The organism is Flavobacterium algoris (genome assembly GCF_048158525.1).
GTDB classification, from domain to species: Bacteria; Bacteroidota; Bacteroidia; order Flavobacteriales; family Flavobacteriaceae; genus Flavobacterium; species Flavobacterium algoris.
Window position 1 is genome coordinate 1 of the sequence record NZ_JBLNKT010000008.1, and the last position, 22,725, is coordinate 22,725.

The 22,725-nt window shown below is 32.0% G+C and carries 27 protein-coding genes; 2 read left to right on the forward strand and 25 right to left on the reverse strand.

Annotation, left to right across the window (positions count from 1 at the left end; genetic code table 11):
* Positions 1–121: 121 nt before the first annotated feature.
* The 17 genes from ACM55I_RS06150 to ACM55I_RS06230 form a co-directional block, all read right to left on the reverse strand.
* Positions 122–592, reverse strand: coding sequence for a sll1863 family stress response protein (locus tag ACM55I_RS06150; protein ID WP_416845879.1), 471 nt, complete (start codon positions 590–592; stop codon positions 122–124).
* A gap of 166 nt (positions 593–758) precedes the next feature.
* Complete coding sequence (locus ACM55I_RS06155; protein WP_416845880.1) at positions 759–944, reverse strand: CsbD family protein; 186 nt, start codon at positions 942–944, stop codon at positions 759–761.
* Positions 945–1,098: 154 nt separating this feature from the next.
* Positions 1,099–1,491: a low affinity iron permease family protein gene (locus tag ACM55I_RS06160; protein WP_416845881.1), complete on the reverse strand. Its 393-nt coding sequence runs from the start codon at positions 1,489–1,491 to the stop codon at positions 1,099–1,101.
* A 16-nt stretch (positions 1,492–1,507) separates the two neighbouring features.
* Positions 1,508–1,729, reverse strand: a complete 222-nt coding sequence (locus ACM55I_RS06165; RefSeq protein WP_416845882.1) for a hypothetical protein — start codon at positions 1,727–1,729, stop codon at positions 1,508–1,510.
* 141 nt (positions 1,730–1,870) lie between these two features.
* Entirely contained in the window at positions 1,871–2,638 is a 768-nt protein-coding gene (locus ACM55I_RS06170) for a DUF4382 domain-containing protein (protein WP_416845883.1), read from the reverse strand.
* A gap of 146 nt (positions 2,639–2,784) precedes the next feature.
* Positions 2,785–3,669 (reverse strand): MlaD family protein, encoded by an 885-nt coding sequence (locus ACM55I_RS06175; protein ID WP_416845884.1) that lies wholly within the window; start codon positions 3,667–3,669, stop codon positions 2,785–2,787.
* Between the two features lie 29 nt (positions 3,670–3,698).
* On the reverse strand, positions 3,699–4,475 hold the full coding sequence (locus tag ACM55I_RS06180) for an ABC transporter ATP-binding protein (RefSeq protein WP_416845885.1): 777 nt from the start codon (positions 4,473–4,475) through the stop codon (positions 3,699–3,701).
* Positions 4,476–4,477: 2 nt separating this feature from the next.
* Complete coding sequence (locus ACM55I_RS06185; protein ID WP_039107335.1) at positions 4,478–5,236, reverse strand: MlaE family ABC transporter permease; 759 nt, start codon at positions 5,234–5,236, stop codon at positions 4,478–4,480.
* Between the two features lie 180 nt (positions 5,237–5,416).
* Complete coding sequence (locus ACM55I_RS06190; RefSeq protein ID WP_416845886.1) at positions 5,417–5,887, reverse strand: PA2169 family four-helix-bundle protein; 471 nt, start codon at positions 5,885–5,887, stop codon at positions 5,417–5,419.
* 140 nt (positions 5,888–6,027) lie between these two features.
* Positions 6,028–6,249, reverse strand: coding sequence for a YidH family protein (locus ACM55I_RS06195; RefSeq protein ID WP_416845887.1), 222 nt, complete (start codon positions 6,247–6,249; stop codon positions 6,028–6,030).
* Positions 6,250–6,282: 33 nt separating this feature from the next.
* Positions 6,283–6,660, reverse strand: a complete 378-nt coding sequence (locus tag ACM55I_RS06200) for a hypothetical protein (RefSeq protein WP_416845888.1) — start codon at positions 6,658–6,660, stop codon at positions 6,283–6,285.
* Positions 6,661–6,901: 241 nt separating this feature from the next.
* A complete protein-coding gene (locus ACM55I_RS06205) occupies positions 6,902–8,275 on the reverse strand; it encodes an OmpA family protein (protein ID WP_416845889.1) in 1,374 nt (457 codons plus the stop codon).
* Positions 8,276–8,478: 203 nt separating this feature from the next.
* On the reverse strand, positions 8,479–8,631 hold the full coding sequence (locus ACM55I_RS06210; protein ID WP_416845890.1) for a hypothetical protein: 153 nt from the start codon (positions 8,629–8,631) through the stop codon (positions 8,479–8,481).
* Positions 8,632–8,662: 31 nt separating this feature from the next.
* Entirely contained in the window at positions 8,663–9,136 is a 474-nt protein-coding gene (locus ACM55I_RS06215) for a Dps family protein (RefSeq protein ID WP_416845891.1), read from the reverse strand.
* 183 nt (positions 9,137–9,319) lie between these two features.
* Positions 9,320–10,297, reverse strand: coding sequence for an MlaD family protein (locus ACM55I_RS06220; RefSeq protein ID WP_416845892.1), 978 nt, complete (start codon positions 10,295–10,297; stop codon positions 9,320–9,322).
* A 3-nt stretch (positions 10,298–10,300) separates the two neighbouring features.
* Entirely contained in the window at positions 10,301–11,080 is a 780-nt protein-coding gene (locus ACM55I_RS06225; RefSeq protein WP_416845893.1) for an ABC transporter ATP-binding protein, read from the reverse strand.
* 2 nt (positions 11,081–11,082) lie between these two features.
* Positions 11,083–11,877: an MlaE family ABC transporter permease gene (locus tag ACM55I_RS06230; RefSeq protein ID WP_416845894.1), complete on the reverse strand. Its 795-nt coding sequence runs from the start codon at positions 11,875–11,877 to the stop codon at positions 11,083–11,085.
* Positions 11,878–12,256: 379 nt separating this feature from the next.
* Here ACM55I_RS06230 and ACM55I_RS06235 point away from each other — a divergent pair, with 379 nt between their 5' ends.
* Positions 12,257–12,862: a 2,3-bisphosphoglycerate-dependent phosphoglycerate mutase gene (locus ACM55I_RS06235; protein ID WP_416845895.1), complete on the forward strand. Its 606-nt coding sequence runs from the start codon at positions 12,257–12,259 to the stop codon at positions 12,860–12,862.
* A gap of 8 nt (positions 12,863–12,870) precedes the next feature.
* Here the strand turns inward: ACM55I_RS06235 and ACM55I_RS06240 are convergent, their stop codons facing one another.
* The 7 genes from ACM55I_RS06240 to ACM55I_RS06270 all read right to left on the reverse strand — a co-directional run bounded on the left by ACM55I_RS06240 (position 12,871) and on the right by ACM55I_RS06270 (position 17,944).
* Positions 12,871–13,932 carry a class I fructose-bisphosphate aldolase gene (locus ACM55I_RS06240; protein ID WP_416845896.1) on the reverse strand — a complete coding sequence of 354 codons (1,062 nt, stop codon included), beginning with the start codon at positions 13,930–13,932 and terminating at the stop codon, positions 12,871–12,873.
* Between the two features lie 36 nt (positions 13,933–13,968).
* Positions 13,969–15,069 (reverse strand): alkene reductase, encoded by a 1,101-nt coding sequence (locus tag ACM55I_RS06245; protein ID WP_416845897.1) that lies wholly within the window; start codon positions 15,067–15,069, stop codon positions 13,969–13,971.
* A 618-nt stretch (positions 15,070–15,687) separates the two neighbouring features.
* Complete coding sequence (locus ACM55I_RS06250; RefSeq protein WP_416845898.1) at positions 15,688–16,017, reverse strand: DUF892 family protein; 330 nt, start codon at positions 16,015–16,017, stop codon at positions 15,688–15,690.
* A 279-nt stretch (positions 16,018–16,296) separates the two neighbouring features.
* The gene (locus ACM55I_RS06255) at positions 16,297–16,584 is read right to left on the reverse strand and encodes a hypothetical protein (RefSeq protein WP_416845899.1); all 288 of its coding nucleotides are present in this window, start codon (positions 16,582–16,584) and stop codon (positions 16,297–16,299) included.
* Between the two features lie 220 nt (positions 16,585–16,804).
* A complete protein-coding gene (locus tag ACM55I_RS06260) occupies positions 16,805–16,999 on the reverse strand; it encodes a hypothetical protein (protein WP_416845900.1) in 195 nt (64 codons plus the stop codon).
* Positions 17,000–17,315: 316 nt separating this feature from the next.
* The gene (locus ACM55I_RS06265; protein WP_416845995.1) at positions 17,316–17,753 is read right to left on the reverse strand and encodes an ice-binding family protein; all 438 of its coding nucleotides are present in this window, start codon (positions 17,751–17,753) and stop codon (positions 17,316–17,318) included.
* Positions 17,681–17,944 carry an ice-binding family protein gene (locus tag ACM55I_RS06270; RefSeq protein WP_416845901.1) on the reverse strand — a complete coding sequence of 88 codons (264 nt, stop codon included), beginning with the start codon at positions 17,942–17,944 and terminating at the stop codon, positions 17,681–17,683. The genes ACM55I_RS06265 and ACM55I_RS06270 overlap by 73 nt, the downstream gene beginning before the upstream one ends.
* Before the next feature lie 21 nt (positions 17,945–17,965).
* Here ACM55I_RS06270 and ACM55I_RS06275 point away from each other — a divergent pair, with 21 nt between their 5' ends.
* Positions 17,966–18,166, forward strand: coding sequence for a hypothetical protein (locus ACM55I_RS06275; protein ID WP_416845902.1), 201 nt, complete (start codon positions 17,966–17,968; stop codon positions 18,164–18,166).
* A gap of 185 nt (positions 18,167–18,351) precedes the next feature.
* On the opposite strand, the gene ACM55I_RS06280 is transcribed toward ACM55I_RS06275, so the two are convergent.
* On the reverse strand, positions 18,352–22,539 hold the full coding sequence (locus tag ACM55I_RS06280) for a CheR family methyltransferase (RefSeq protein WP_416845903.1): 4,188 nt from the start codon (positions 22,537–22,539) through the stop codon (positions 18,352–18,354).
* Positions 22,540–22,725 lie beyond the last annotated feature (186 nt).

Here is a 22,725-nt window from a genome sequence, read left to right on the forward strand (position 1 = left end):
TAATTAAAATGAGAACCTATAAAACAAAAAACAGTAGTAAACCGGAGCTTACTACTGTTTAAAAATTGTACTTTTATTTTTTATTAATCCTGTATCGTTTTTTCAGGACTAGACAGTATTGTTATTTTTTATTGTCAACTGCCATGTCTTTTAAAGCTTGACCCAGTTCGCTCATGTCATGATTGTATTCTCGTTTAAATGATTCCCAATCGCTGGCTTTATCGTTTTTATAGGTTTCAACTTTAAATTTGATATCCTTATTTTTTTGTTCTAGTTCCTCCACTTTTTTTGCATACAAAGCATCAATAGAGTTTCCGGTTTTTTTCATTTTTGCTTTCAAATCAGTGATTCGTATTTCATTTTCATTGATTGCAATATTAGTTTGATTTTTGAATGCTTTCCACTCCTCGGCAGTTGCTTCTTTTCTGGCGTTCATCAATTCTTCTTTAGCATCTTGTACATCTTCTCGAGCATCGGCTAATTTATCTTTGGCTATTTCTTCTTTTTTAGTTGAAGTCTGACATCCTACTAATACGGATCCTGCCATATATGTTGTTAGGGCAAGTGTATAAAATTTTTTTCTTGTTTTCATATGTTTTTTTTTGAAGAGTAGAGAGAGTATCTTTATTTTTACCATTTTATAATTCAAACTAGAACAATCTAGTTACGCAAGTTTGAATTATTTTAGGGTATTAATCAGGTAATTAATTTAAGAGAAATAGTTGTAAATAAATAAGATATCTTACAAATACAATTATTTACAGGTTTTCAATAATTTTAAGTAATTCTTCTTTGGTTTTACCTAATTTTATTTGAAGCTTCCCAATCATTTCGTCTTTCATACCTTCTTTAAAAAGTAAATCATTATCAGTTAAAGCTGCAAATTTTTGTTTTAATTTTCCTTTTTGCTCTTCCCAATTCCCTTCAAGTTCTGTGCTGTTCATTGCTGTTTTATTTAAGTAATGAAAAAATATTCATCACTTTGCAAAGTTGAGGGAATTAGCGTCAAAATGACTTACACAATTTTAGTGAAGACTTATATTATTCACGGATTTGTTTTAGAACTAATAAATTTAAAATAAACAAAAAGCTAACAGATTAAATTTCATCGTCTAATTCTTTTATTTTTTCAGCTAGTTCACTGTATTCTTTTGAAAGTTCCGTTATTTCTCGTTCTGTTTTTATATCAGCGTTCAGTACAGCATTACTGGCAGTTTCATGAGATGAAACTAATTCATTTACTTTTAAATGTAAAGAAGCCGAAAATCGGTTAAATGATTTTTGGATAATAAATAAGCTTAAAAAGGTAACTCCAAAAATAATATCTCCAATAATTTGATGTATATCCCTTGTTGTAAATAAATTATTTATCCACCACCAAAGTACGAAACATAAGGCGACAATAAATGTAATAGGATTACCAAGTATTGTTGTTACTGTTGAAACAAGTTTTTCAAAAAGTTGCTCCAAATGGCTGTATATCTTTGTCATAAAAATAATTACAGGTTTATTTATTTGCTGTTTCAGAATGATTTGGAGTATATTCCTTTAATAATGAATTCAATGATTCGTAATAATCTTTCAATATTTTAATATTAATTTCTGGACTATTTGTATTAGGAATTGTTACGGGCATTTCTACTAAATATTTCAGTAGTTCAGGATATTCATTTCGTATTTTCAAAGTAATTTTTAGAATAGCATCGTTAAGATCTTTTTCGGTTTCCATGATATTATTTTTTGGTTGATTTAAACTTCTTTTTTCGAATGCTAAAAAAATTAAACTATTAGAAGTATCGCTCAATAAAAGCATGCTTCTAAAAGTTTAATTTTTATTATAAAATTATACATTCTAGAAAACGATATTCTTTTATAGAAGAATTATAGTTCCTAGATCAGTTGTATTACCGGTTGTGACTACAATAGTGCTTTTGGTCACTGGAGCTAAAGGCGATACAGGAGTAATAGTTACATTATACGTTCCTGAAGGAAGTCCCATAACTAAAAATTCTCCACTTGCATTTACATTTGTTGAATAGGATAAATTGGTAAGAACATCAACAGCCGTAACTACAGCCATACTACCTGCAGGAGTAACTTTTCCTTTTATTGAGCCACTTATTGCTGCTTCAACTGTTCTAATTACCGGTTTCAATTTATAGGCTCCGTTACCAGTACTAACAATAGATTTATTAGCATCAAAATCAAGAAGGACACTATACAATATGCCTTGTTCAAGCGTTTGGTGAACCTGTAATTTTAACCCGGTTTGATCAGCGCTAGGTGTGCTTAAAGGATAACTTACGTTGTTAATTTTTACCGTGTTTTCAGTTCCTAGTATAAGTCTTATTTGCTCGACTTTGGAAATTTCCAATGAATCGGTGGCAATTAGCGTACTTACTCCATTAGAAAAATTAAGTAGGTTATAGATCCCTTTTCGCACATTTAGTGTCACTGTTTGTCCGGCATCGCCAGTTACTTCTACACCCAGTATATCTACATTTACTTCATCATACGGACCTGGAGCATCAGTCATTCGTACTGAGTACGGATAACTACGTGTTGTATTGTCATTGTTACATGAATTCAATAAAAATCCAAGTAGAATGAAAGACAGAATAACATTAATTTTTTTCATTTCTTTTTTTTTTTTAAATTATAAAAATATTTTGATTACTATGTAAAGGTACTGTCAGCTTTATAACGAAGTGTTATAGAACTTTATTTTAAAGTTGTATTATTCTCACTTTAAGTGCTTTAAAGCTAAGTGTTTTAGTGTTAAAATTATTTTTTCGCATTATTGTCTTCAACAAATTTTAAATCTTTTTTCATTTCTAATTCTTGCTGCTCATCTAATTCTTGTTGTTTTTTTTCTTCCGCTTTTTTCTGTTTATTAAAATAACCCCTTAATAAAAAATTATGTTTAGCAGCCTCAATAACTTCGTTAAGTCCTTTTGTTCCTGTTTTAACATTGGTTAAGGTTGAGTCAACCATTTTTCCCATTTTTTCATCGCTGACCAGTTTTGCTAAAGCACCTTTTCCGTTATTCATTTTAGTAGTGAAACTGGAAAATTCATTTGAACTACTTTCTAAGTTAGCAAGAGTGTTTTTTAAACTAGCAGCAAATTCTTGATCGGTCATTAATTTTGATAAAGTACCTTTTCCATTGTTCATGTTGTAAGTAAATTGAGCCAATTGGGCAGTAATAATTCCTGCATTATCCACACTTTTTTTTACACTACTCATGACATCTTCCATGTCAATAGGCTTTTTTGAGGCAATTACATCATTGTCTTTTACTGATTTATTCGAATTAGTTCCTGGTGATATAGTTAATACCTTGTCTCCCATTAATCCATCTGAACCAATGCTGGCTATTGCATCCGTTTTAATAAATTGTTGAACCTCATCTTTTATCGAAATACTCACTACTACAGAGGAGTCGGTAACTAATTCGATATCACTTACAGTACCAATATTAATACCTGAAAAGCGTACATTATTGCCTACTTCTAAGCCGCTTACGGATTTAAAGTTTGATTTTAAATGAAATGTTGAACCAAATAGATTTTTCTGTTTTCCTACGAAATATATTGTAGCTACAAAAAGCACTAATCCAATTATTACAAACATTCCCAATTTCCATTGGAACCCAGATTCTTTATTCATAATTTTTAATTTATTTCTTAATTTTCTTTTTAAATAAAAAAAGAACGAACCCATTCATCGTTACTTTTTTCTAGCGATTCATAACTACCTTCAGCATGAATTATACCATCTTTTAAAATTATTATCCGGTCTCCAGTATGTTTTGCGCAAGCCATATCATGGGTAATAATTATAGAACTTGTTTTATTTTTTTTCTGAAGGTCTAATATTAATTCACTTATTTCTCTAGAAGTAATGGTGTCTAATCCAGTAGTGGGTTCATCATATAATATTATTTCAGGCTTTAAAATAAGAGTCCTTGCTAGTCCAACTCTTTTTCTCATACCGCCAGATAATTCTGAAGGCATTTTATCAATAGCATCTGCTAAACCTACGTTTTCTAATACTTCTGAAATTTCATTTTGTAACTCCTCTTTTGATAAACCGCTTACATGTCGTCTCAATGTAAAACTAAGATTCTCCCTGACACTCATAGAGTCGTATAGTGCGGCATTTTGAAATAGAAATCCAATTCTAACTCTAATTTCATTCAGCTCTTTAGCATCTATTTTGGTAATATCAGTATCAAATACATTAATCTCGCCTTTATCTGCCATGACTAATCCAATGATGCATTTTATGGTTATTGATTTACCGGATCCTGACTTTCCTAATACTACTAAATTTTCTCCTTTATTTACAGAGAGATTGACTCCCTTTAGTACTTCGTTATCTCCAAAGGCTTTATGCAAATCCTTTATTTCTATTATGGGAGCATTTTTAATAGTAGTTTTATCAGCATCTATGTTTGTTTTTTCCTGTATCATTTCTAGAAGAATAAATCAGTTAATTGTACCGCAAGCATGTCTATAATAAAAATAGTAAGTGAAGCTGTAACTACTGCTGAGTTTGCTGCTTTACCCACACTTTCAGTTCCATTTGCAGCGGTAAAACCCTTATAGCATCCTATCATTCCTATGAAAAATCCAAAGAAAAATGTTTTAATAGTGGCTGGTATAATATCTAAAAAGGTCAAGGATTCAAAAACTTGTGAAGTATACCGTACCAGATTAACATCATTATGCATATTTACGCCTATATATCCTCCAAAAATTCCAATACCATCAGCATAAATTACTAGAACCGGAATCATAAGCGTAGTGGCTAATATTCTCGTTACTACTAAATATTTGAAAGGATTAATTGCCGCAACCTCCATGGCATCAATTTGTTCCGTTACTTTCATCGAACCCAACTCTGCTCCAATACCGGATGAAACTTTACCAGCACAAATCAATGCCGTAATTACAGGTGCAATTTCTCTTATCAAGGATAGGGCGACCATTCCAGGCAACCAAGATTCAGCGCCAAATTTTGCTAAAGTTGGTCTTGACTGAAGCGTAAGAACTAATCCCATTATAAAACCTGTTATAGTAACTAATGGTAACGATTTATATCCAATGGAATAACATTGCTTAACAAAGGCTCTCATTTCATATGGAGGTGTAAAGACTTCGCTAAAAAAACGTTTTGTGAATAGCGTTACTTTGCCAACATCGTTAAATGTATTTTTTAAATATAGAATCAAAATAGAATATTTTTATTGAGATTAATAGACTGGATGAGATTAGTTTATTCTATGGCGTTTTGATTTTTTTGGGGATAAAAATCAAAATTTAATATTTTAAATAAATATGAAAAAACTAATGTAATAAGTAGGTAAATATCGGTGTGATGAATTACTTAAATAGAATAGTTATTCATTGTTTTAATAAAAACATTTATTTTCAAATAATATTTTTCTTAAGTTAATTATTTTTGAGTTGTCGATATTTATCAATGAATAGTGTTTTTGTAGCATAATTTGCTGCTCAAGACTCAAATTCTTCACCTTAAATAGTAATGCATTTCTATAATATAATCCAGTAATATGTTCGTGTGATTCACAATGGTTAATTACATCCTTACTGTCTTTACAAATAAGAGCGGCTTTAAGATTAATCCAAAATTTAAAAAACTGGTTGTTGATTTTAATTGTCTCTCTTGGGATTCCTCCTAATTTTTTAATTTCTTTTATAAGTTCTAATTTACATTTCAGACTAGTTTGTTGAAACTCCAAAAATAGTTTCTTTAAACTATTTTTTTCTGTTGCTTTTGAAGCAGTCCTATAACCTTCTATCCTGTCGTTATTAATTTCGATAAGTGTATTAAATACGTCGATTGATTTATCTGTGTTCATTTTTTTTTAAATTTAAATTAATGACTATCAGTTTAATAGAATTATATTGTTAGTTACAAAGTTGCAGACTATCGAAACAAAATTTGTTATAGAAATTTATATTTAAATTGTAATATTCACAGTTTTTAGTAGCGTAATTATTAGGCAAGTTGTTTGTTTTTACTAACTATTAAAACAATACCTCCTGTAGCTAATACTATCCCAACTATGGGCGACCATGCAATTGGATGGCTTACTTCTTTGTTTATTTGTATTGGGCCTATATCTACTACTTTTTCTGTAGTTACGTAGTTGAAGCTATTATAAAGCATCAATAGTACTCCAATTATTACCATTCCGATTCCTATAGTTCTTGTTTGCATTATTCTATTGTTTAAAATGATTTGTAAAAAGGGTTATGCTTTTGAAAAATAGTCCCTAACAAAAGCATGTTGTTGATTTGCAGTCATTTTATCTGTATTTTTAATTTCAATTTTCAAAAAGCGTTCATCTTCACTTAATAAGTCAAATAATTCAGTCTTTGCATCAGTAGGTCCAAATAGAATTACTCGTTTGTAATTTTTAATGGCTTCTCCCAGTTTTTTGTAATAATCTTGAAGTAACCCTTTTTCTTTGTTGTACATTGTCTTTTCACTTTTTGCTAGACTTTGATTTTTTACAGCATTAGTGAATTTTGATTCAATCGTTTCTATTTCAAAATGTTTAGATGTAAATTCCATTAAATGTGCAATAGAATGATCCATCCAAATGCCTAATTTTTTTGTAGTTTTCATTCTGTTTTTTTTAATAGTTAATAGAGGTGATGCCGTTTAGCAACTAATTGTAACTTATGACTTTCAATAAGTTAAATTTCAGCTATTTAGTTCTGAAAAACATTATATAACTTTAGGATAAAATTATATAATTCACATGTTTTTATTTTGTTGTTAAATGGTTGTTTTGATAAACAAAAAAAGGGCTGTTGTCACCAACAGCCCTTAACCAAAAACCTAACCTAACCTAATCTTATTATTTTTAGTAGTTCATTTTCAACTCTACTCGTCTGTTTTTTGCACGACCTAAAGCAGTTTTGTTGCTGGCAATTGGTTTGCTTTCACCATATCCTACTGCTGTCAATCTAGAGCCAGCAATACCTTTTTCCATTAAATATTTTTTAACGGATTCCGTACGTTTTTGAGATAATTCTAAATTGAAAGCATCACTGCCATTACTGTCAGCATGTCCTTCGATAACCAAATTAGAAGCTTGATATTTATTAATTAAGGTTACTAATTCGTCCAATTGTACTAAAGAAGCAACTTTTAATTTTTCACTATTATTTTCGAAGAATATTTTACTTCCTAAATAGGTGATTCGTTGTACATCTTGTTTTGTAATTTCAGGACATCCTTTATTTTCCATAGTTCCTTTAACAGTAGGACAACGGTCATCCATATCAGCAACACCATCACCATCAGAATCAGGGCAACCATTTAAACTCAATGGACCCGCAACATCTGGGCAACGGTCTAAATCATTTGTTACTCCATCTTTATCATTATCCATTGGACAACCTGTTGCATCAACTTTGGTTCCCATTTTAGTATCAGGACATTTATCGTTAATATCAGCTACACCATCATTATCAGAATCAGGACAGCCATTTAATAATGCCGTTCCCGCAACATCCGGACAGGTGTCTAAATAATCAGCCACGCCATCTTTGTCTTTATCCAAAGGACATCCGTTTGCATCAACAGCTACTCCCGCTGGAGTGTTAGGACAGGTATCTTTACGATCTGAAACACCATCGTTATCAGCATCTTTTTTGTCTCCAAAATTGAAAGTTAAACCAGCCATGTGAGACAAGTAAGCATCTTTTTTGCCTGCAATTACACCGTCTCTTCTATCTTTATTAGAATAACTGAAGGTTTCCTGTAAATTAAGCATAATTACGGGACTCAATCTGAAATTTAATCCACCACCCGCAGTAGGTAAAGCGTAATCAATTCTATCTTGGTCAAAGTTTAAATCTTTGTCAAACAACATAGCGCCAACTCCTACAAATGCATAAGGCCTTACTATAGATTCCGGTCCAGTCATATTAAATCTTAAATTTAATGCTACCGAATTGAAATCACTCTTGAAACTTCCTGAAGGACTATTGTAACCAATTGTTCCTTTTGAAGCCAGAAAATTTAAATCAAAATAACGACCCAAATAACGCGATACAGATACACCGCCAAAACCATAAAATGCTTTATCCGTTTTATAAAAATTATTACCAAGATCCCCTTGATATTGGGTGATACCAGTATGAAGACCGATGTTCCATTTTTTGTCTTCAGTCTGTGCTTTTGAGGCTATTGTAAATGCTAAGCAGGTACAAAGTAGTAGGATTTTTTTCATTTTAATTTTCATTTATATTAGTTAATGCAAAGGTGGCTAAGATGGAATCCTTGAATGTTACAGAACTTTATGAATAAGTTGCATCATTCCCACATTTGGATTGTTGTAGTTTTTTCTCAAAAAAACGGCATCTATAAAAAAGCCTTTTTCATTAACCGCTCTAGGAGTGATTAACAAAAAAGGCTTTTTAATTATGTAAATGGCTAAATCATTATACAAGGTAAATTTTCGTCTAATTTCTCAAACTCAGTTTCTGTTATTGATTGTTCTTCTTCAAAATGTTTTTTTGCGGTAATTTTACCAACTTTACAATAACTATTAGAGACTAAGGGAACTTCTTTTTTTAATTTTTCCATTTTGTTTTTGGGTTAATTTTTTTTATTTAAATTAGTCTAAATAGCGTCTTAAAGTCCAAGCCATTGTTTCATGTAATTCCATTAAACTGGTTAGGAAATCGGCAGTTCCAGCGTCTTTATTTTCTTGGGTACTCAGGTCAATGTCTTCTCGCAGATGAACAATAACCTTTTCATGATCTTGTAATAATTCCTTTAGCATTTCTTTTTGAGTGGGATATTGATGTGGAGATTCTTTAAGTGTCGTTAAATCTGAAAACTCTTTCATTGTCCCAATAGTTTGTCCGCCTAATTTGCTGATACGTTCCGCAATTTCATCGATTGATTCTTCTACTAGTCTGTATTGACCTTCAAATAATTTATGAAGTTCCATAAAACTTTCGCCTGATACGTTCCAATGAAATTTTCTTAATTTGATATATAATGTCATTTCATTTGCTAATATTGAAGAAAGAATCGCTATACTTTTTTTTAAATGATCTTCTGTAATTCCAATTTGTGGTTTCATGTTTTTTCAATTTTATTTAAGTTAAAACAGTGTTTTTTTAGTGATGATTTTTTATAAATCCTTGTCTTTACGCGATTAAATTCACAAGACATGAATACTGAAAAGTTCATGTTACAAAGATGAGAAGCAAGGGAAGTGGAAATGTTATATAACTTTTTAAAGAATTTACAAGATTCTCACATTTTATTTTTCTACAGCATTCTTTTTAACTTCCTTATTTTTCTTTTTAAAATAACCTCTTAATAAAAAATTATGTTGGACTGCTTCCAAATCTTCATCTAGTTTTTCGGAACTGCTTTCTAAATTTTTAATGGTTTTTTTTAAATTAGTGCCTGATTCTTCATCGTGAAACAAAACGCCAATAGTTGTATTGGGATTATTGCCAGCTTCTTTGAGATTGTTTACAAATAAATTAGCAGTTTCAGTCATTTGATGCAATTGTAGAACCGACTTTTTTATAGTAGCATAGACGATTGTATCGGTTACTAATTCATTTGCAAGAGTTCCTTTGTTATTCAGCTTTGAACTAAAATCATTCAGGGAACTGATTAGTTGTTTTGCTTTTGCGGAAGCATCATTAAGTGATACTGTCACTGAATTTACGTTGTTGTACAAGGTGTTGTCGTTCAATAATTTTCCAACAGTTCCTTCGCTCGTAGTTAACTTTTTGCTGATTGTTTTAAAATCAGTAGTGATTGCCAGTAGATTTTCATTATTCTTTTGTAAAGTATTCAGAATATTCTCTGTAGAAAATGAATTCTCAACAGCTAAAGTATCTCCTTCTTGGACCGCATTGAACTTTGGAGTGCCACCATAAATAACAATCACTTTGTTTCCTATGAGTCCGTCTGTACTTATTTTAACTTTGGCATCTTTACGAATGTAATCTTGTGCTTTTTTCTCTACTTCTAAGCTTACTAAAACATGCGTTTTACTATCGATATTTATAGTACCTACCGTTCCTATTTTTACGCCTGAAAACCAAACATTATTGCCTTTTTGAAGTCCATTTACATTATCAAATAGAGAAACCAATTCCATTTTCTTTTTGAAGGTTTCATGTAAATTACCAACCATTAAAATACCAACGATTAGAAATACCAATCCTAAAAAAATAAAGAGACCTACAATTACAGCGCGTTTATTTGGTGATTCATTCATGGTTTATTGTATAAAATTATAAGCAAAAAACTTTTTGACTTGATCATCATCTGCATTTAAAACGTCTTCAAATGTTCCTACTTTCGAAAACGTTCCATCAATCAACATGGCTATACGGTCGCAGGTATTTTTTGCACATGTTAAATCATGTGTAATAATTACGGAGCTTGTTTTGTATTGCTGTTGCACTTCAATAATAAGCGTATTAATTTCGGCACATGTAATCGGATCTAAACCTGATGTAGGTTCGTCATACAACATTATTTCGGGCTTTAAAATCAAAGTACGGGCTATGCCTATTCTCTTGCGCTGTCCTCCGGAAAGGTCTGCAGGAAGTTCCTTTATTTTATCTTTTAAACCTACTGCATCCAGTGCTTCTTCTACAGCAAGATCCACCTGTTTTCTAGTGAGGTGTTTTACATTCATTGTCAATGGAAATGCCAGATTTTGATAGACATCCATACTGTCATATAAAGCACTACTTTGAAATGAGAATCCAATGCGTAGCCGCAATTCATCTAATTCTTTTCCATTTAATTCCGTAACTTTTTTTCCTAATACGGTTACTTCTCCTTTGTCAGGTTTTAATAAACCGGCAATGATTTTTATTAATACTGATTTACCAGAGCCGGATTTACCCAGAACTGCTATGTTTTCACCTCTGTAAATACTTAAGTCTATCCCTTTTAAAACGTCCAATTCTCCAAAGGATTTATACAATCCTTTGATTGTTATAACCGATTCTTCTTTATTGATACTATGTTGTATTTTGTCTTTTTCCATGTTTAAAAATATCGAATCCAATTCACAACCTGTACAATGACAACCTCTTCAAAAAAGATAAGAAATATGGCAAGTATTACCGCTTGATTGGTTGCTTTACCAACGCCACGAGTCCCTTGTGTAGCAAAAAATCCTTTGTAACAACCTATAATTCCTATTGTAAATCCATAAACAATGGATTTGGTTACTGATGAAAAAATATCCAAAAAAGAAATATTTGAAAAAGCATTTTTATAAAAAATTTCTAAACTTGTCATCTCTTCATTATGAACATTGTAATACGAACCCAATAGCCCTATAAAGCTGCAATACAATGCCAGTACAGGAATGGAAATTGTTGTTGCAATTACCCGCGTAACCACTAGGTATTTAAAAGGATTAATTGCTGATACTTCCATCGCCTCAATTTGCTCCGTAACTTTCATCGAACCTAATTCGGCACTGATACTGGAACCTACTTTTCCGGCACAAATAAGTGCTGTTACTAATGGGCCTAAAGCTCTTACAATGGCAATCCCAATTAATGAAGGCAACCAGGAAACTGCCCCAAAAGTTTCCAATGAGGGTCGTGATTGTTTTGTAAAAACAACACCTACAATAAAACCGGTCAGTGTTATTAAGGAAAGTGATTTTAATCCAATCTCGAAACACTGATTAATAATTTCACGCCAATGAAAAGGAAGTATAAATGCCTCTTTAAAAAAACGAACGGTAAATTGATAGCCTTTGTGAACGCCTTCTAAATAGGAATCGATTCCTTTTGAAAATAAATATTTCTTTGTTTCGAGCGTATTCATTTTGGAGCGTTTCTATTTCGTTACTATGCTACCGATTTATTCAGTTACATTTAAAATAGGATTCATTTAAAATAGAATTATATTCCTATCAAATAGCATTATAAATTTACAAAAATAAATTATACGATGCCGATTTATATGATTATATAGTATTTGTAATCAGTATTTTATATTTTGTTTTCGATTAATTAATTTTTTTGGGAAGCTTGTTTTTTTTAGTTTAATAAAAATAGATTTTTGGTTTTTTACAGTTATTATACCGATATTAGTAGGATATAAAAAAGCATTAGTTTTTATGCTATTTTTGAGTTATTTGAAAGGATTTTTTCTAAATATTTATTAGGATCAGGTATACAAATGAAATAGTAAATAACATAATATGGCTTTATTAGCACTTATTCGGCATGGCCAATCCATCTATAATTTAGAGAATCGTTTTACAGGAAATCTGGATGTACCATTGACTTCTTTGGGAGAAGAAGAAGCAAAGCGTGCAGGAATCAAGTTAAAAGGGTTGAAGTTTTCTTGCGCTTACACTTCAGTACTGAAAAGGGCAGAGGAGTCTTTGAGAATTATCTTAGAAGAAATGAAACAAACCCAAATTCCTGTTATTAAGAATGAAGCTTTAAACGAAAGAATGTATGGAAGTTTACAAGGCCTTAATAAAGCGGAAGTAGCAAAAAAGTACGGAGAAAATCAGTTGAAAATGTGGAGAAGAAGTTATGAAGTTCGTCCTCCTGATGGCGAAAGTTTAGAAGATACTTACAATAGAATCGTACCGTATTATAAACAAGAAATAGAGCCAAAGCTAAAATCCGGCAAAAATATTTTGATAGTGGCTCATGGGAATAGCCTTAGGGCACTAATGATGTATTTAGAAAATATCGGTCCGATAGCAATCGCTAAAATAAATATTCCTACTGGCACACCCAGACTTTACTATATAGATGCTACTCTAAAGATTAGGAGCGTGGAATATTTATAAATAAAAGATTAAGCTATGGAAACTTCATTTGCGAGGTAAATTTCCTGTACGGCGTTTATGAGTTTTACGCCTTCACTAAAGGGTCGCTGGAAAGCTTTTCGGCCCATAATCATTCCAGCTCCACCGGCACGTTTGTTTATAACGGCAGTTTTTATGGCTTCCGCCAAATCAGTTTCCCCTTTTGATTCACCGCCTGAATTGATCATACTGATGCGACCGGAATAACAATTTAGCACCTGATAGCGGCATAAATCTATGGGATGGTCGCTGGCTAATTTGGTGTACATATCTGCATTAGTTTTGGCAAATTTTATAGCTGTAAAACCACCGTTATTTGTTGGTAGCTTTTGTTTGATTATATCCGCCTGTATTGAAACCCCTAAGTAATTGGCTTGACCGGTTATATCTGCAGCCGTATTATAATCGATGCCATCTTTAATAAAGCCATCATTTCTGGAATAACACCAAAGAATTGTAATCATTCCTAAATTATGCGCTTCTTCAAAAGCCTTCGCGATTTCTATGATTTGTCTGTCCGATTCGGCAGAGCCAAAGTAAACAGTGGCGCCAACCGCTATAGCACCCATGTTCCAGGCGTCTCGTACACTCCCAAACATAATTTGATCATATTTATTGGGATAGGTCATTAGTTCGTTGTGATTGAGTTTTACCACAAACGGAATTTTATGCGCATATTTTCTGGATAACATAGCCAGTCCGCCCATAGTAGATGCTACGGCATTACAACCCGCTTCCAGAGCTAGTTTCACAATGTTTTCTGGATCGAAATAAATAGGGTTTGGAGAAAAGGAACTTCCTGCAGTATGCTCAATTCCTTGATCTACAGGCAAAATAGAAATATAACCAGTGTCAGAAAGTCGGCCGTGATCGTATAGCTGTGTCAAACTGCGAATTATTTGACTATTTCGATTGCTTTGCAAAAAAACGCTATCGATATGTGATGGATTTGGCAAATGAATTTGATCTTTCGGAATAGTTTTACAGACATGATTCAACAAGGAGTCCTTTTCATCACCTAGTAAAGCTAACAATTGGGATATATCTTTCATTTTAAGTTTTATTTTTTTTGAATGCTCGAGGCTAAACTAACTCTTTTGTAAAGCTTTATAAACGGGATAATCAGTATATCCTTTCTCATCAGCAGTATAAAATAAATCCATATTGAGGTCTTGTGATAAAGGCCAATTGTTTTTAAATCGTTCCACTAGATCAGGATTATTGATAAACGGACGTCCAAAAGCGATGAGGTCCGCTAAACCACTTTCAATTGTTGCTTCGGCAGTTTCTTGATCAAAGCCACCACAAAGAATCAAAGTGTTTTTAAAATTGTGTCGAATCAATTTTTTTATTTCTAAAGGAACTGGTGGTGCGCCCATAGCGGAATGATCTACAAGATGAATATAGGCAATGTCCAGTTTATTAAGTTTTTTAGATAAGTAATCATAAGTGGCTTTAATTTCAGGATAATGCGGCATATCACTGGCTACTCCGTATGGTGATAAACGAATACCAGTTTTTTCTTTTCCAATGGCATCTGCAACGGCGGCTACTACTTCGAGTACAAACCGACATCTATTTTCAATACTTCCGCCATAATCATCAGTTCTAATATTGCTTATTGGTGAAAGGAATTCTTCTAATAGATAACCATTTGCCGAATGTAATTCTACACCATCAAATCCTGCAAATAAAGCATTTTCTGCGGCGGCAACATATTCTGTTCTGGCATGAAGAATTTCTTGTGGTGTCATTTCTTTTGGAACAACAAAATCCTGTAATCCTTTCAAGTCAGTCCACATTTGTCCAGCCGCTTTTACTTGGGAAGGGGCAAGGATGTGAGCATCTTTATGCATATTAAGAGGATGACTAATTCTTCCAGAATGCATTAATTGAACAATTATTTTTCCTCCGTTTTTATGTACTGCAGTTGTTATTGTTTTCCAGCCCACTACTTGTAGCTCACTAAATATTCCTGGAATTCTGGCATATCCAAGACCGTTGGGCGATGGCGATGTTCCTTCAGTTATAATCAATCCAGCATTGGAACGTTGCGTATAATATTCCTTCATAAGTTCATTAGGAACATTGTCAATTGCTCTACATCGGGTCATAGGTGCCATAACAATGCTATTTTTTAATTCGATGGAACCCACTTTTTTTGTTTTGAATAATTCGTGTGTTTTCATGTTTTTTATACTCTTAGATTGTTGATATAAAGATAATTATATTTAACGAGTTGTTTTTTAATTATTTGTAAAAATAAATAGAGTGTTTCATTTAATAAGTCTATTGTAGTTTTAATACCTTCAGAAAACTCGCTTTGATAATTACTAACGATGAAGCCTTGCCTCAGCATACTTCTGGTCAGGAAAATAATTTCAAACGAGATTTCTAAGTATTCAATATAAAATTCCGATTTATTACTTTTTTTAGAATTAACAGTAAGGTCTATTAATTCAATTATTTTCAAAAAATTAAGTTAGATAACATTCTTTTGAAATATTCTGATTAACGGTTATCAAGCTCGTGTACTTATTCGTTGGTCATAGACGGAAGATTGGAAAACCTCTATGTTCTTGATGCCGTTTCGCCAATCTGGAAAATCAGAAAAGCTGTTACCTAACTTAATTTAATGATTATTTTTATTGTAATTAATGCTAAAAAAAACCTGAAAGACTGCTAATGCAAATGAGTTTCTGGTTTAAAAGTTCTTGAATTACTAATTTAGATAATTGACTGACTTAAATCTAATTAACAGTTTCTATTGGCATTTTTTGTTAATTTGAATGATCAATATTTGATTTCTAAGGCTTAATTAAGCCATACATTGCCTCGTATTTTAATATAATGGCAGCTTCACCTATCGAAGTGAAAAACATTTCTAGGCGTTTTATATGTTCTTGCGTAAATTTCAGATGTACTTTGAGAGCATTTACTAATTCCTCAGTAGTTGCATTTTTAATCATTATGGGAATGGAAATTATTAATGCTTTTTCAGAAAAGTAAATTTCTTTTAATTCTTCTACAAAAACATTGCGACAATCTTCTTTTATTTCCGGGATCGCTTTTTTTGAATTTCCTTTACCTTCTTTTAGCGGTGCTTTTTTATCAGTTGCTGTGGTTGTACTTTTCATTTTTAATTTTTTATGTTGTATTTTCTAATACTGTAAAGTTAAGTCTTAGCCTTTTTTAATGTCTTACATAATTTAAAGGATGATTTACAACTTTCACATATTGATATAAAAAAGGTTGTTAAAAAAAAAATTTGTTTTTTTATCACAAATAAATCGCTGTCATTCACAAAGTTTACATTATTCTGGTTTTTTAATAAAAACAGCTATAAACTTATCCTGTTGCATTATTGATTTGTGATCAAATTCTTTTTTAACAACCTCTTTGATTAAAGAGTTATTCTATCTTCTGCTTTCTTCCCAGCGATATCCACGTTGCGATTTTTTCCAATGCCCTTTTTTGTGACCACGACCATTATTTTGTTTGGTCCAATAACCATTTCTTTGTTCATAGTTTCGGTTATTATTTCTCCATACCCAGCCACCATCAATCCATATATAATCACTGCTTGGGCGTGGTGATCTATTCACTTCTATATAAGAAGGTTCTTCAGAAACATAACCTGTAGAGCAAGCACTAAAAAACAATGCAAAACCGGCTAAAATGCTAATAAAAAGTAGCTTTTTCATACTATTATTTTTAAATTTAATTTTACTATCAATCCTCTTTTAATTCTTTTTTAGATGACTGATATTTAGTATACTAAGTTGGGGATGTTTAGTAAAAAATGTGTTATATAATTTTTAGAAATAGTTATGATATTCACGCAGATTTTTATTCTAATATTATTTTTAATAAAGTTTTTTAAATATTTCAGATTAATATTTTGAAGGTAATGCTAAGAAAAATTTATGATTCGTCTTTTGTTGTACGAACTAAACTAATTCCAGAAACGAAGAAAATAATACCTAGCACACCGTAAATAATTAGCGATTTAACATCTCTCATTTCACCAGATGTACCAGAAAATAATACAGCTGTATAAATAAGACCACCTATTCCAAGAGCAGTAAGTAATGCTCCAAAGATTCTTTTTAGATTCATAATTTTTAGTTTTAGAAATTTATTAAGTTTAATGTTTGATTTTTTATTTACTTATTGTTTTTGAATCTCATTAACTTTAAATACACGTTGATAATTTAGAAAAGTGTTTTTTTTAAGAATTAAAATTAAGAAACTAAAGAGCACATATTAAGCGATTTAAAAACCTAATCAAAAGTAAGGTGATTGTATAGTATAGAAGTTATATGATTTTGCAAAAGACTTACATTATTCACAGATTGTCATTATTATGCTGTTTTCTCCGATAAAAAAAAGAGATTGTCCTTATGCAGCCTCTTAGAAAATTAATTTTTTTAATTTATTGTGGTTGTATAACGGGATTCATTTGAAGCGTTACCGCTGTTTGTGCTAACAATCTTCCGTTTATTGTTGCTTCAGTCTGTAAATTAATACTTGTCATTCCTAATATGTTTCCTTCAAAATGACTGGTGGTTCCACAGATGACCGCATCTGAAACTACCCAGAAAATATTTTTGGATTGTACTCCTCCTGTTAATGTAATTCTAACAGCAGAACTCAATTTAAGAGTTCCGGCTACTTGAAAAATAAAAACATCAGTTGGACTACCGGAAATAGTTATATCAGTTGGAATATTAAGCGCAGTTGTCCATTTATATAAATCCGGTGTAAGTATTTTTCCACCAATATTTCCAGCACCTAAATTCAGAAATTCAGGATTAGTTCTTCCAGCTGCGCCAGTATATGCAGTTTGCAGATCACCAATGCTGTTGTTAATCTAGTAGTGTTAGTTACACTACATGGAAGAGCACCTGCTGCATCAACTGTGTATATTGTTCCTACTACTTCTGTACATCGAACTAATATGGCAGCACCAGTTATTGGGCTTGAACCAATATCACCTGTAATAGCTGATTTGTACACATCTGTAATTCCTGTTTTTGATAGAATCGCAAAAATCTCCTGCAATACCAAGATTTACTGCAGCCAATGAACCAATTTTTGGTTCTATATTATGTTTCATTAACGGCATTTATATCAGAAATCGAATTAGCTGATTTTCCAACTGCAGACATATTGGTGGTTAAATCCTCATCCATTTCGTTATTGCAATTAGATATAAAAACTACAAGTAATGCTGCTAGAGTGGATAATGCCTTTTTAAATTTCATCTCTTTGGATGTTTATTAGTGACTTATTTATCACTAAACAAAGATGAACCGTTGATCTTAAAATATGTTATAAGATTACTGACAAAAGTTATAGCATTAACCCTTTGTTAAAAAATAAATGAATTTTTTACCGACTGTATGGTGTTGATAATAAGAAGTATACTGTATTTATGTAAATCTGCTTCAGTTATGACCGTTTATGTTTTATAGTTTTTTAGTTAACTCGACAATTTTATTGAATAATAATTCTTCATCAATAGGTTTAGCGATATAATCATTCATTTCCACAGCTTTACATTTTTCCAAATCAACTGTGGTGACATCAGCAGTTAAAGCAATAATTGGGATATTTAAATTCATGGTGTCACGAATGTATTTTGTAGCTTCAAACCCATTCATTACGGGCATTTGCAAGTCCATTAAAATAATATCATAGGATTTGGATTGTAGCATTTCGATAGCAATTTTTCCATTTTCAGCAATGTCACGTTCAAATCCGAAATCATCCAATATGGTTTTCATCAATAGTTGATTAAGTGGCATGTCTTCTACAACTAATACTTTTATGTTTTTTTGTGAGATATGTGTTTCGTTTGAATTAATTTCTAATTCAGTAGGGTTTTTTGTTTTCTGGAAAGGTAACGTAAAACTAAAAGTAGAGCCTTCATTAATTTTACTTTTAACACGAATATTTCCTCCTTGGGATGTTACCAATTGCTTGACAATAGCCAGTCCTAAACCTGTCCCTCCATAAAGACTGGAAGCTCCATTAGCAGCTTGTTGAAAGTTTTCAAATATTAAATCAATATTATCCTCTGGAATGCCAATTCCGCTATCGGTAACCGCAAATTCGATAATTACTTTATCCTCATCTTCAAACAATAAATTGATATTGACCACAATTGTTCCTTCAGAAGTAAATTTGACGGCATTGCTTACTAAATTCAAAATTATTTGGTGTAATCGAATAGAGTCACCTAAAAGAACATCAGGTATTTGTGTGTCGTAATTTGTGACTAATTTTAAATTTTTTTCCTGAATTTTTGTTTCAAATAACTGAAGCATTGAAGCAATGGAAACGGACATTTTAAATGGTTTTTTTTCAAAAGTCATTTTACCGGCATCCACTTTTGCTAAATCGAGGATGTCATTAATCAATGCAATTAAGGTATCACCACTCAATTTAATCGCATTTAGATATTCTTTTTGTTTATCTGATAATTCTGTTTTTAAGATTACTTTGGTAAATCCAATGATTGCATTCATGGGAGTCCGGATTTCATGACTCATGTTTGACAAAAATTGTTGTTTTGCTTTCATCGCATCTTCAGCAATTCGTGTGGCTTGTTCCGCTTTACTTTTTGCTTCTTCCGCTATTAATGTTGCTAACTCTGCAAATACTTTTGCTTCTATCAATTCGGATTCAATTCTTTTTTGATCCGTTATATCTCGGGCAACAATAACTACGCCCAGCACATTTCCGTTATCATCTTTATAAACAGATCCATTTAATAATACATCGGTCAATTTACCGCTTTTGTGGCGCAGTTTAAGCGGAGAATTTGTAATAAAGCCTTTGGCAAATACCTCCTGATAAACAGCACGAGCTTTTTCGGGTTCCGTAAAATACCCAAAGAAGTCAGAACCTTTTAATTTTTCACGGGATATCCCCGTAATAGTCACGGTTGCCTGATTCATGTCTGTAATTTTACCTTCATTACTGATCGTTGTCAAGGGATCAAGACTTGCTTCAATAAGACTAAGGGAATATTTTTCTTTAAGGTAATAACGAGAACGATCTGTTATATCTTCAATAGCAAGAAGAATTAATTGTTCTTTATTTGTTTTTTGAATAATTAAATGAGCGTTAAGCAACATTATTTTTTCTCCAATTCCCGAAAAAGTATGGGTAACTTCAAAATTTTCAAAACTGCTGTTTTTGGAAAGTATATCATTTAGTATTTCCCGAAGTTTTGTAATATTCCATTGTTTATTTCCTAAATCAAATAATAATTGTCCTTCGGTTTCTTCTTTATCAACAAGAAATTTTTTGTAAAAAGATTTATTAGCTGATATTACATGATAATTCTTATTCAAAATAAGCATTGGCTCATGAATGGTAGCAATAATAGCTTCTGAATATTCATAGGATTCGATTAACAAATCATGGCGCATTTGTAATTCCTGGTTAGTAGAAATAAGCTCTTCATTCGTGGCTTCAATTTCTTCTTTTGAGGTTTCAAGCTCTTCATTTAAGGTCTGGAATTCTTCATTTGAGGAAACGATCTCCTCATTTGCGGCCTGCAATTCCTCATAGATAGTTTCTTGCGTTTCAATGATAGCAATCATCTCTGTGCGCGTAATATTCAGCTCTTCGGTTAGTTTTTTTATTTTTAAGTCTTTGATTGTATTCTTTTTATCGGAATCGGATTCAATAAATTTTTCTATTTGTTCCTGAGGTTTAAAAACAATCAGAAGCAGTGGTTCTTCCCACTCAATTTTCAAGGGGCAAACTTCAAAAGACATTAATCGTAAAACAGATTCGATTTTTATTTCAATGCCTGATTTGTACACGGATTGTTTCGTTTCGATTGCTTTATTAATCGCATTACGGAGTTCAAAAGCAAATTCTGGCCTGGCCATTTTTAAAATATTAAGACTGGCTTTGCCGGAAGCATGTTCCAGGTAGGAGGAGACCGGACCTCTAAACTGGAGGATTTCCATGTCTTTATTGACTACTGCACATGCAGGCATATAACTGGTAAGAAGTGTTGAATCAATAGCGTTTTCAAGATTTTCTTGATTTACACTTATATTTTTAGAAGGAGTCGTTGTTTTTTTACTTGACATATTTGTACGCGTAAAACGAGGTGTTAATTCAAGGATCTTTCTCACTCCCAAATTATTTTTTCGAGAATAGATTTTGAATTTATTATTTATTAAAGTGAAAAGTTGCGATGAGGTTCCTATACTTTCTGCTTTGCCAAGCATTAAATAGCCTCCTTCATTCAATGCAAAATGAAGCGATGCAAAGACTTTTTTCTGGGCGGCTGAATCAAAATAAATAAGAAGGTTACAGCAACTGACAAAGTCCATGCGGGAGAAAGGAGGGTCTCGTAAAATATTGTGGGGTGCAAAGATACACATTTCACGAAGTTCTTTGATAATGCGATAATTGTCTCCTACTTTAGTGAAAAAACGGGACAAATATTTTGGGGGAATATTCTCCAAATCACTTTGGGAATATTCTCCATTGCGGGCATTATTGATTGCCCTTTCGCTTAGGTCAGTTGCGAAAATTTGGACCGGTATTTTGGTTGTTTTATTATCCTGCAATTCAGCAATAATCATTGCAATCGAATAGGCTTCTTGTCCTGTAGAACAAGCTGGAACCCATATCCGAAGGGTTTCTTCCGTGGATTTACTATTTAAAAGCGTTGTTAGGAGATCGGTTTTTAAAAATTGGAAAGTTTCGGTTTCCCTAAAAAAACTAGTTACATTAATTAATAAATCTGTGTATAGAATTTCAATTTCGGTATTTTTTTTGAGTAAAAACGTTACATATTCCTGTATTGTTTTTATTCCATATTGATGCATTTTATGGTTTATTCGCCTCTTAATGGTTGGCATTTTATAGTGGCTAAAATCCACACCGGTTTCTTTGAGTAAAAGTTCAAAAATGGTATTTATATCGTAGTTCTTATTTTCAATAATAGCCTCTTTGTTTTTCTGTTTTTCTTTCACTTTTTCTTTCTCATCACTTCTAGGAAAACCATTGTTGCTGAGACGAACTAATTCGGCGGCAATTTCTTCGGGGGATAAAATATAATCCACCATTCCTGAAGAGATTGCCGATTTAGGCATGCTGCTGGCTTGAGCCGTATCATCTTGCGCAAAGGTTATTCCTCCAGCATCTTTAATGGCTTTAAGCCCAATCATGCCATCATTTGCATAACCGGAAAGAATGATGCCAATAACATTTTCTTTATGGGTTTCAGCAAGTGAGGAAAAGAGAAGATCAATGGTTAGATTGGGAATGTTTTCTTTAATGCGGGGAAGCAATCGAATGTGTCCGTTAATTACCTCAATTACTTTATTTGGTGGAATTACATAAACATTATTGGGTTCCATTTTTTCCATGTTATCAATTTCCTGCACTTTCATTTTAGTAATTTTGGATAAAATGGAAGTCAGTAAACTTTTATAGTCAGGACTCAGGTGTTGGACATAAATGTATGCCATACCGGTATCTGGCGGTAAATTTTTTAATAAAAGGCTAAAAGCTTCGAGTCCTCCTGCCGAGGCTCCTATGGCTACGACAGTAAAAGATTTTTTTTTGACTTCTTTTTCCGGAGGCAATTTATTCGGAGCAGATTTTTTAGCTAATTTCATAATATATTAAATATGTATTTTAATTTATAATTACAGAATAGACTATAAATTTTTTGTTACATCCAGTACTTCATGATACCTTATAATTAAAAGGCAATAATTTTTTTTTAAAAGTAATAAAATATGTTTTATAAATTTATAAATGGGTTATGATTTATGACATATTACTCAAATGAATTTTTGAAT

Coding starts and splice junctions, on each gene's coding strand:
- ACM55I_RS06150 (WP_416845879.1), bottom strand. CDS start 592: ATGAAAACAAGAAAAAAATTTTATACACTTGCCCTAACAACATATATG.
- ACM55I_RS06155 (WP_416845880.1), bottom strand. CDS start 944: ATGAACAGCACAGAACTTGAAGGGAATTGGGAAGAGCAAAAAGGAAAA.
- ACM55I_RS06160 (WP_416845881.1), bottom strand. CDS start 1,491: ATGACAAAGATATACAGCCATTTGGAGCAACTTTTTGAAAAACTTGTT.
- ACM55I_RS06165 (WP_416845882.1), bottom strand. CDS start 1,729: ATGGAAACCGAAAAAGATCTTAACGATGCTATTCTAAAAATTACTTTG.
- ACM55I_RS06170 (WP_416845883.1), bottom strand. CDS start 2,638: ATGAAAAAAATTAATGTTATTCTGTCTTTCATTCTACTTGGATTTTTA.
- ACM55I_RS06175 (WP_416845884.1), bottom strand. CDS start 3,669: ATGAATAAAGAATCTGGGTTCCAATGGAAATTGGGAATGTTTGTAATA.
- ACM55I_RS06180 (WP_416845885.1), bottom strand. CDS start 4,475: ATGATACAGGAAAAAACAAACATAGATGCTGATAAAACTACTATTAAA.
- ACM55I_RS06190 (WP_416845886.1), bottom strand. CDS start 5,887: ATGAACACAGATAAATCAATCGACGTATTTAATACACTTATCGAAATT.
- ACM55I_RS06195 (WP_416845887.1), bottom strand. CDS start 6,249: ATGCAAACAAGAACTATAGGAATCGGAATGGTAATAATTGGAGTACTA.
- ACM55I_RS06200 (WP_416845888.1), bottom strand. CDS start 6,660: ATGAAAACTACAAAAAAATTAGGCATTTGGATGGATCATTCTATTGCA.
- ACM55I_RS06205 (WP_416845889.1), bottom strand. CDS start 8,275: ATGAAAAAAATCCTACTACTTTGTACCTGCTTAGCATTTACAATAGCC.
- ACM55I_RS06210 (WP_416845890.1), bottom strand. CDS start 8,631: ATGGAAAAATTAAAAAAAGAAGTTCCCTTAGTCTCTAATAGTTATTGT.
- ACM55I_RS06215 (WP_416845891.1), bottom strand. CDS start 9,136: ATGAAACCACAAATTGGAATTACAGAAGATCATTTAAAAAAAAGTATA.
- ACM55I_RS06220 (WP_416845892.1), bottom strand. CDS start 10,297: ATGAATGAATCACCAAATAAACGCGCTGTAATTGTAGGTCTCTTTATT.
- ACM55I_RS06225 (WP_416845893.1), bottom strand. CDS start 11,080: ATGGAAAAAGACAAAATACAACATAGTATCAATAAAGAAGAATCGGTT.
- ACM55I_RS06230 (WP_416845894.1), bottom strand. CDS start 11,877: ATGAATACGCTCGAAACAAAGAAATATTTATTTTCAAAAGGAATCGAT.
- ACM55I_RS06235 (WP_416845895.1), top strand. CDS start 12,257: ATGGCTTTATTAGCACTTATTCGGCATGGCCAATCCATCTATAATTTA.
- ACM55I_RS06240 (WP_416845896.1), bottom strand. CDS start 13,932: ATGAAAGATATATCCCAATTGTTAGCTTTACTAGGTGATGAAAAGGAC.
- ACM55I_RS06245 (WP_416845897.1), bottom strand. CDS start 15,069: ATGAAAACACACGAATTATTCAAAACAAAAAAAGTGGGTTCCATCGAA.
- ACM55I_RS06250 (WP_416845898.1), bottom strand. CDS start 16,017: ATGAAAAGTACAACCACAGCAACTGATAAAAAAGCACCGCTAAAAGAA.
- ACM55I_RS06255 (WP_416845899.1), bottom strand. CDS start 16,584: ATGAAAAAGCTACTTTTTATTAGCATTTTAGCCGGTTTTGCATTGTTT.
- ACM55I_RS06260 (WP_416845900.1), bottom strand. CDS start 16,999: ATGAATCTAAAAAGAATCTTTGGAGCATTACTTACTGCTCTTGGAATA.
- ACM55I_RS06275 (WP_416845902.1), top strand. CDS start 17,966: ATGAACCAATTTTTGGTTCTATATTATGTTTCATTAACGGCATTTATA.
- ACM55I_RS06280 (WP_416845903.1), bottom strand. CDS start 22,539: ATGAAATTAGCTAAAAAATCTGCTCCGAATAAATTGCCTCCGGAAAAA.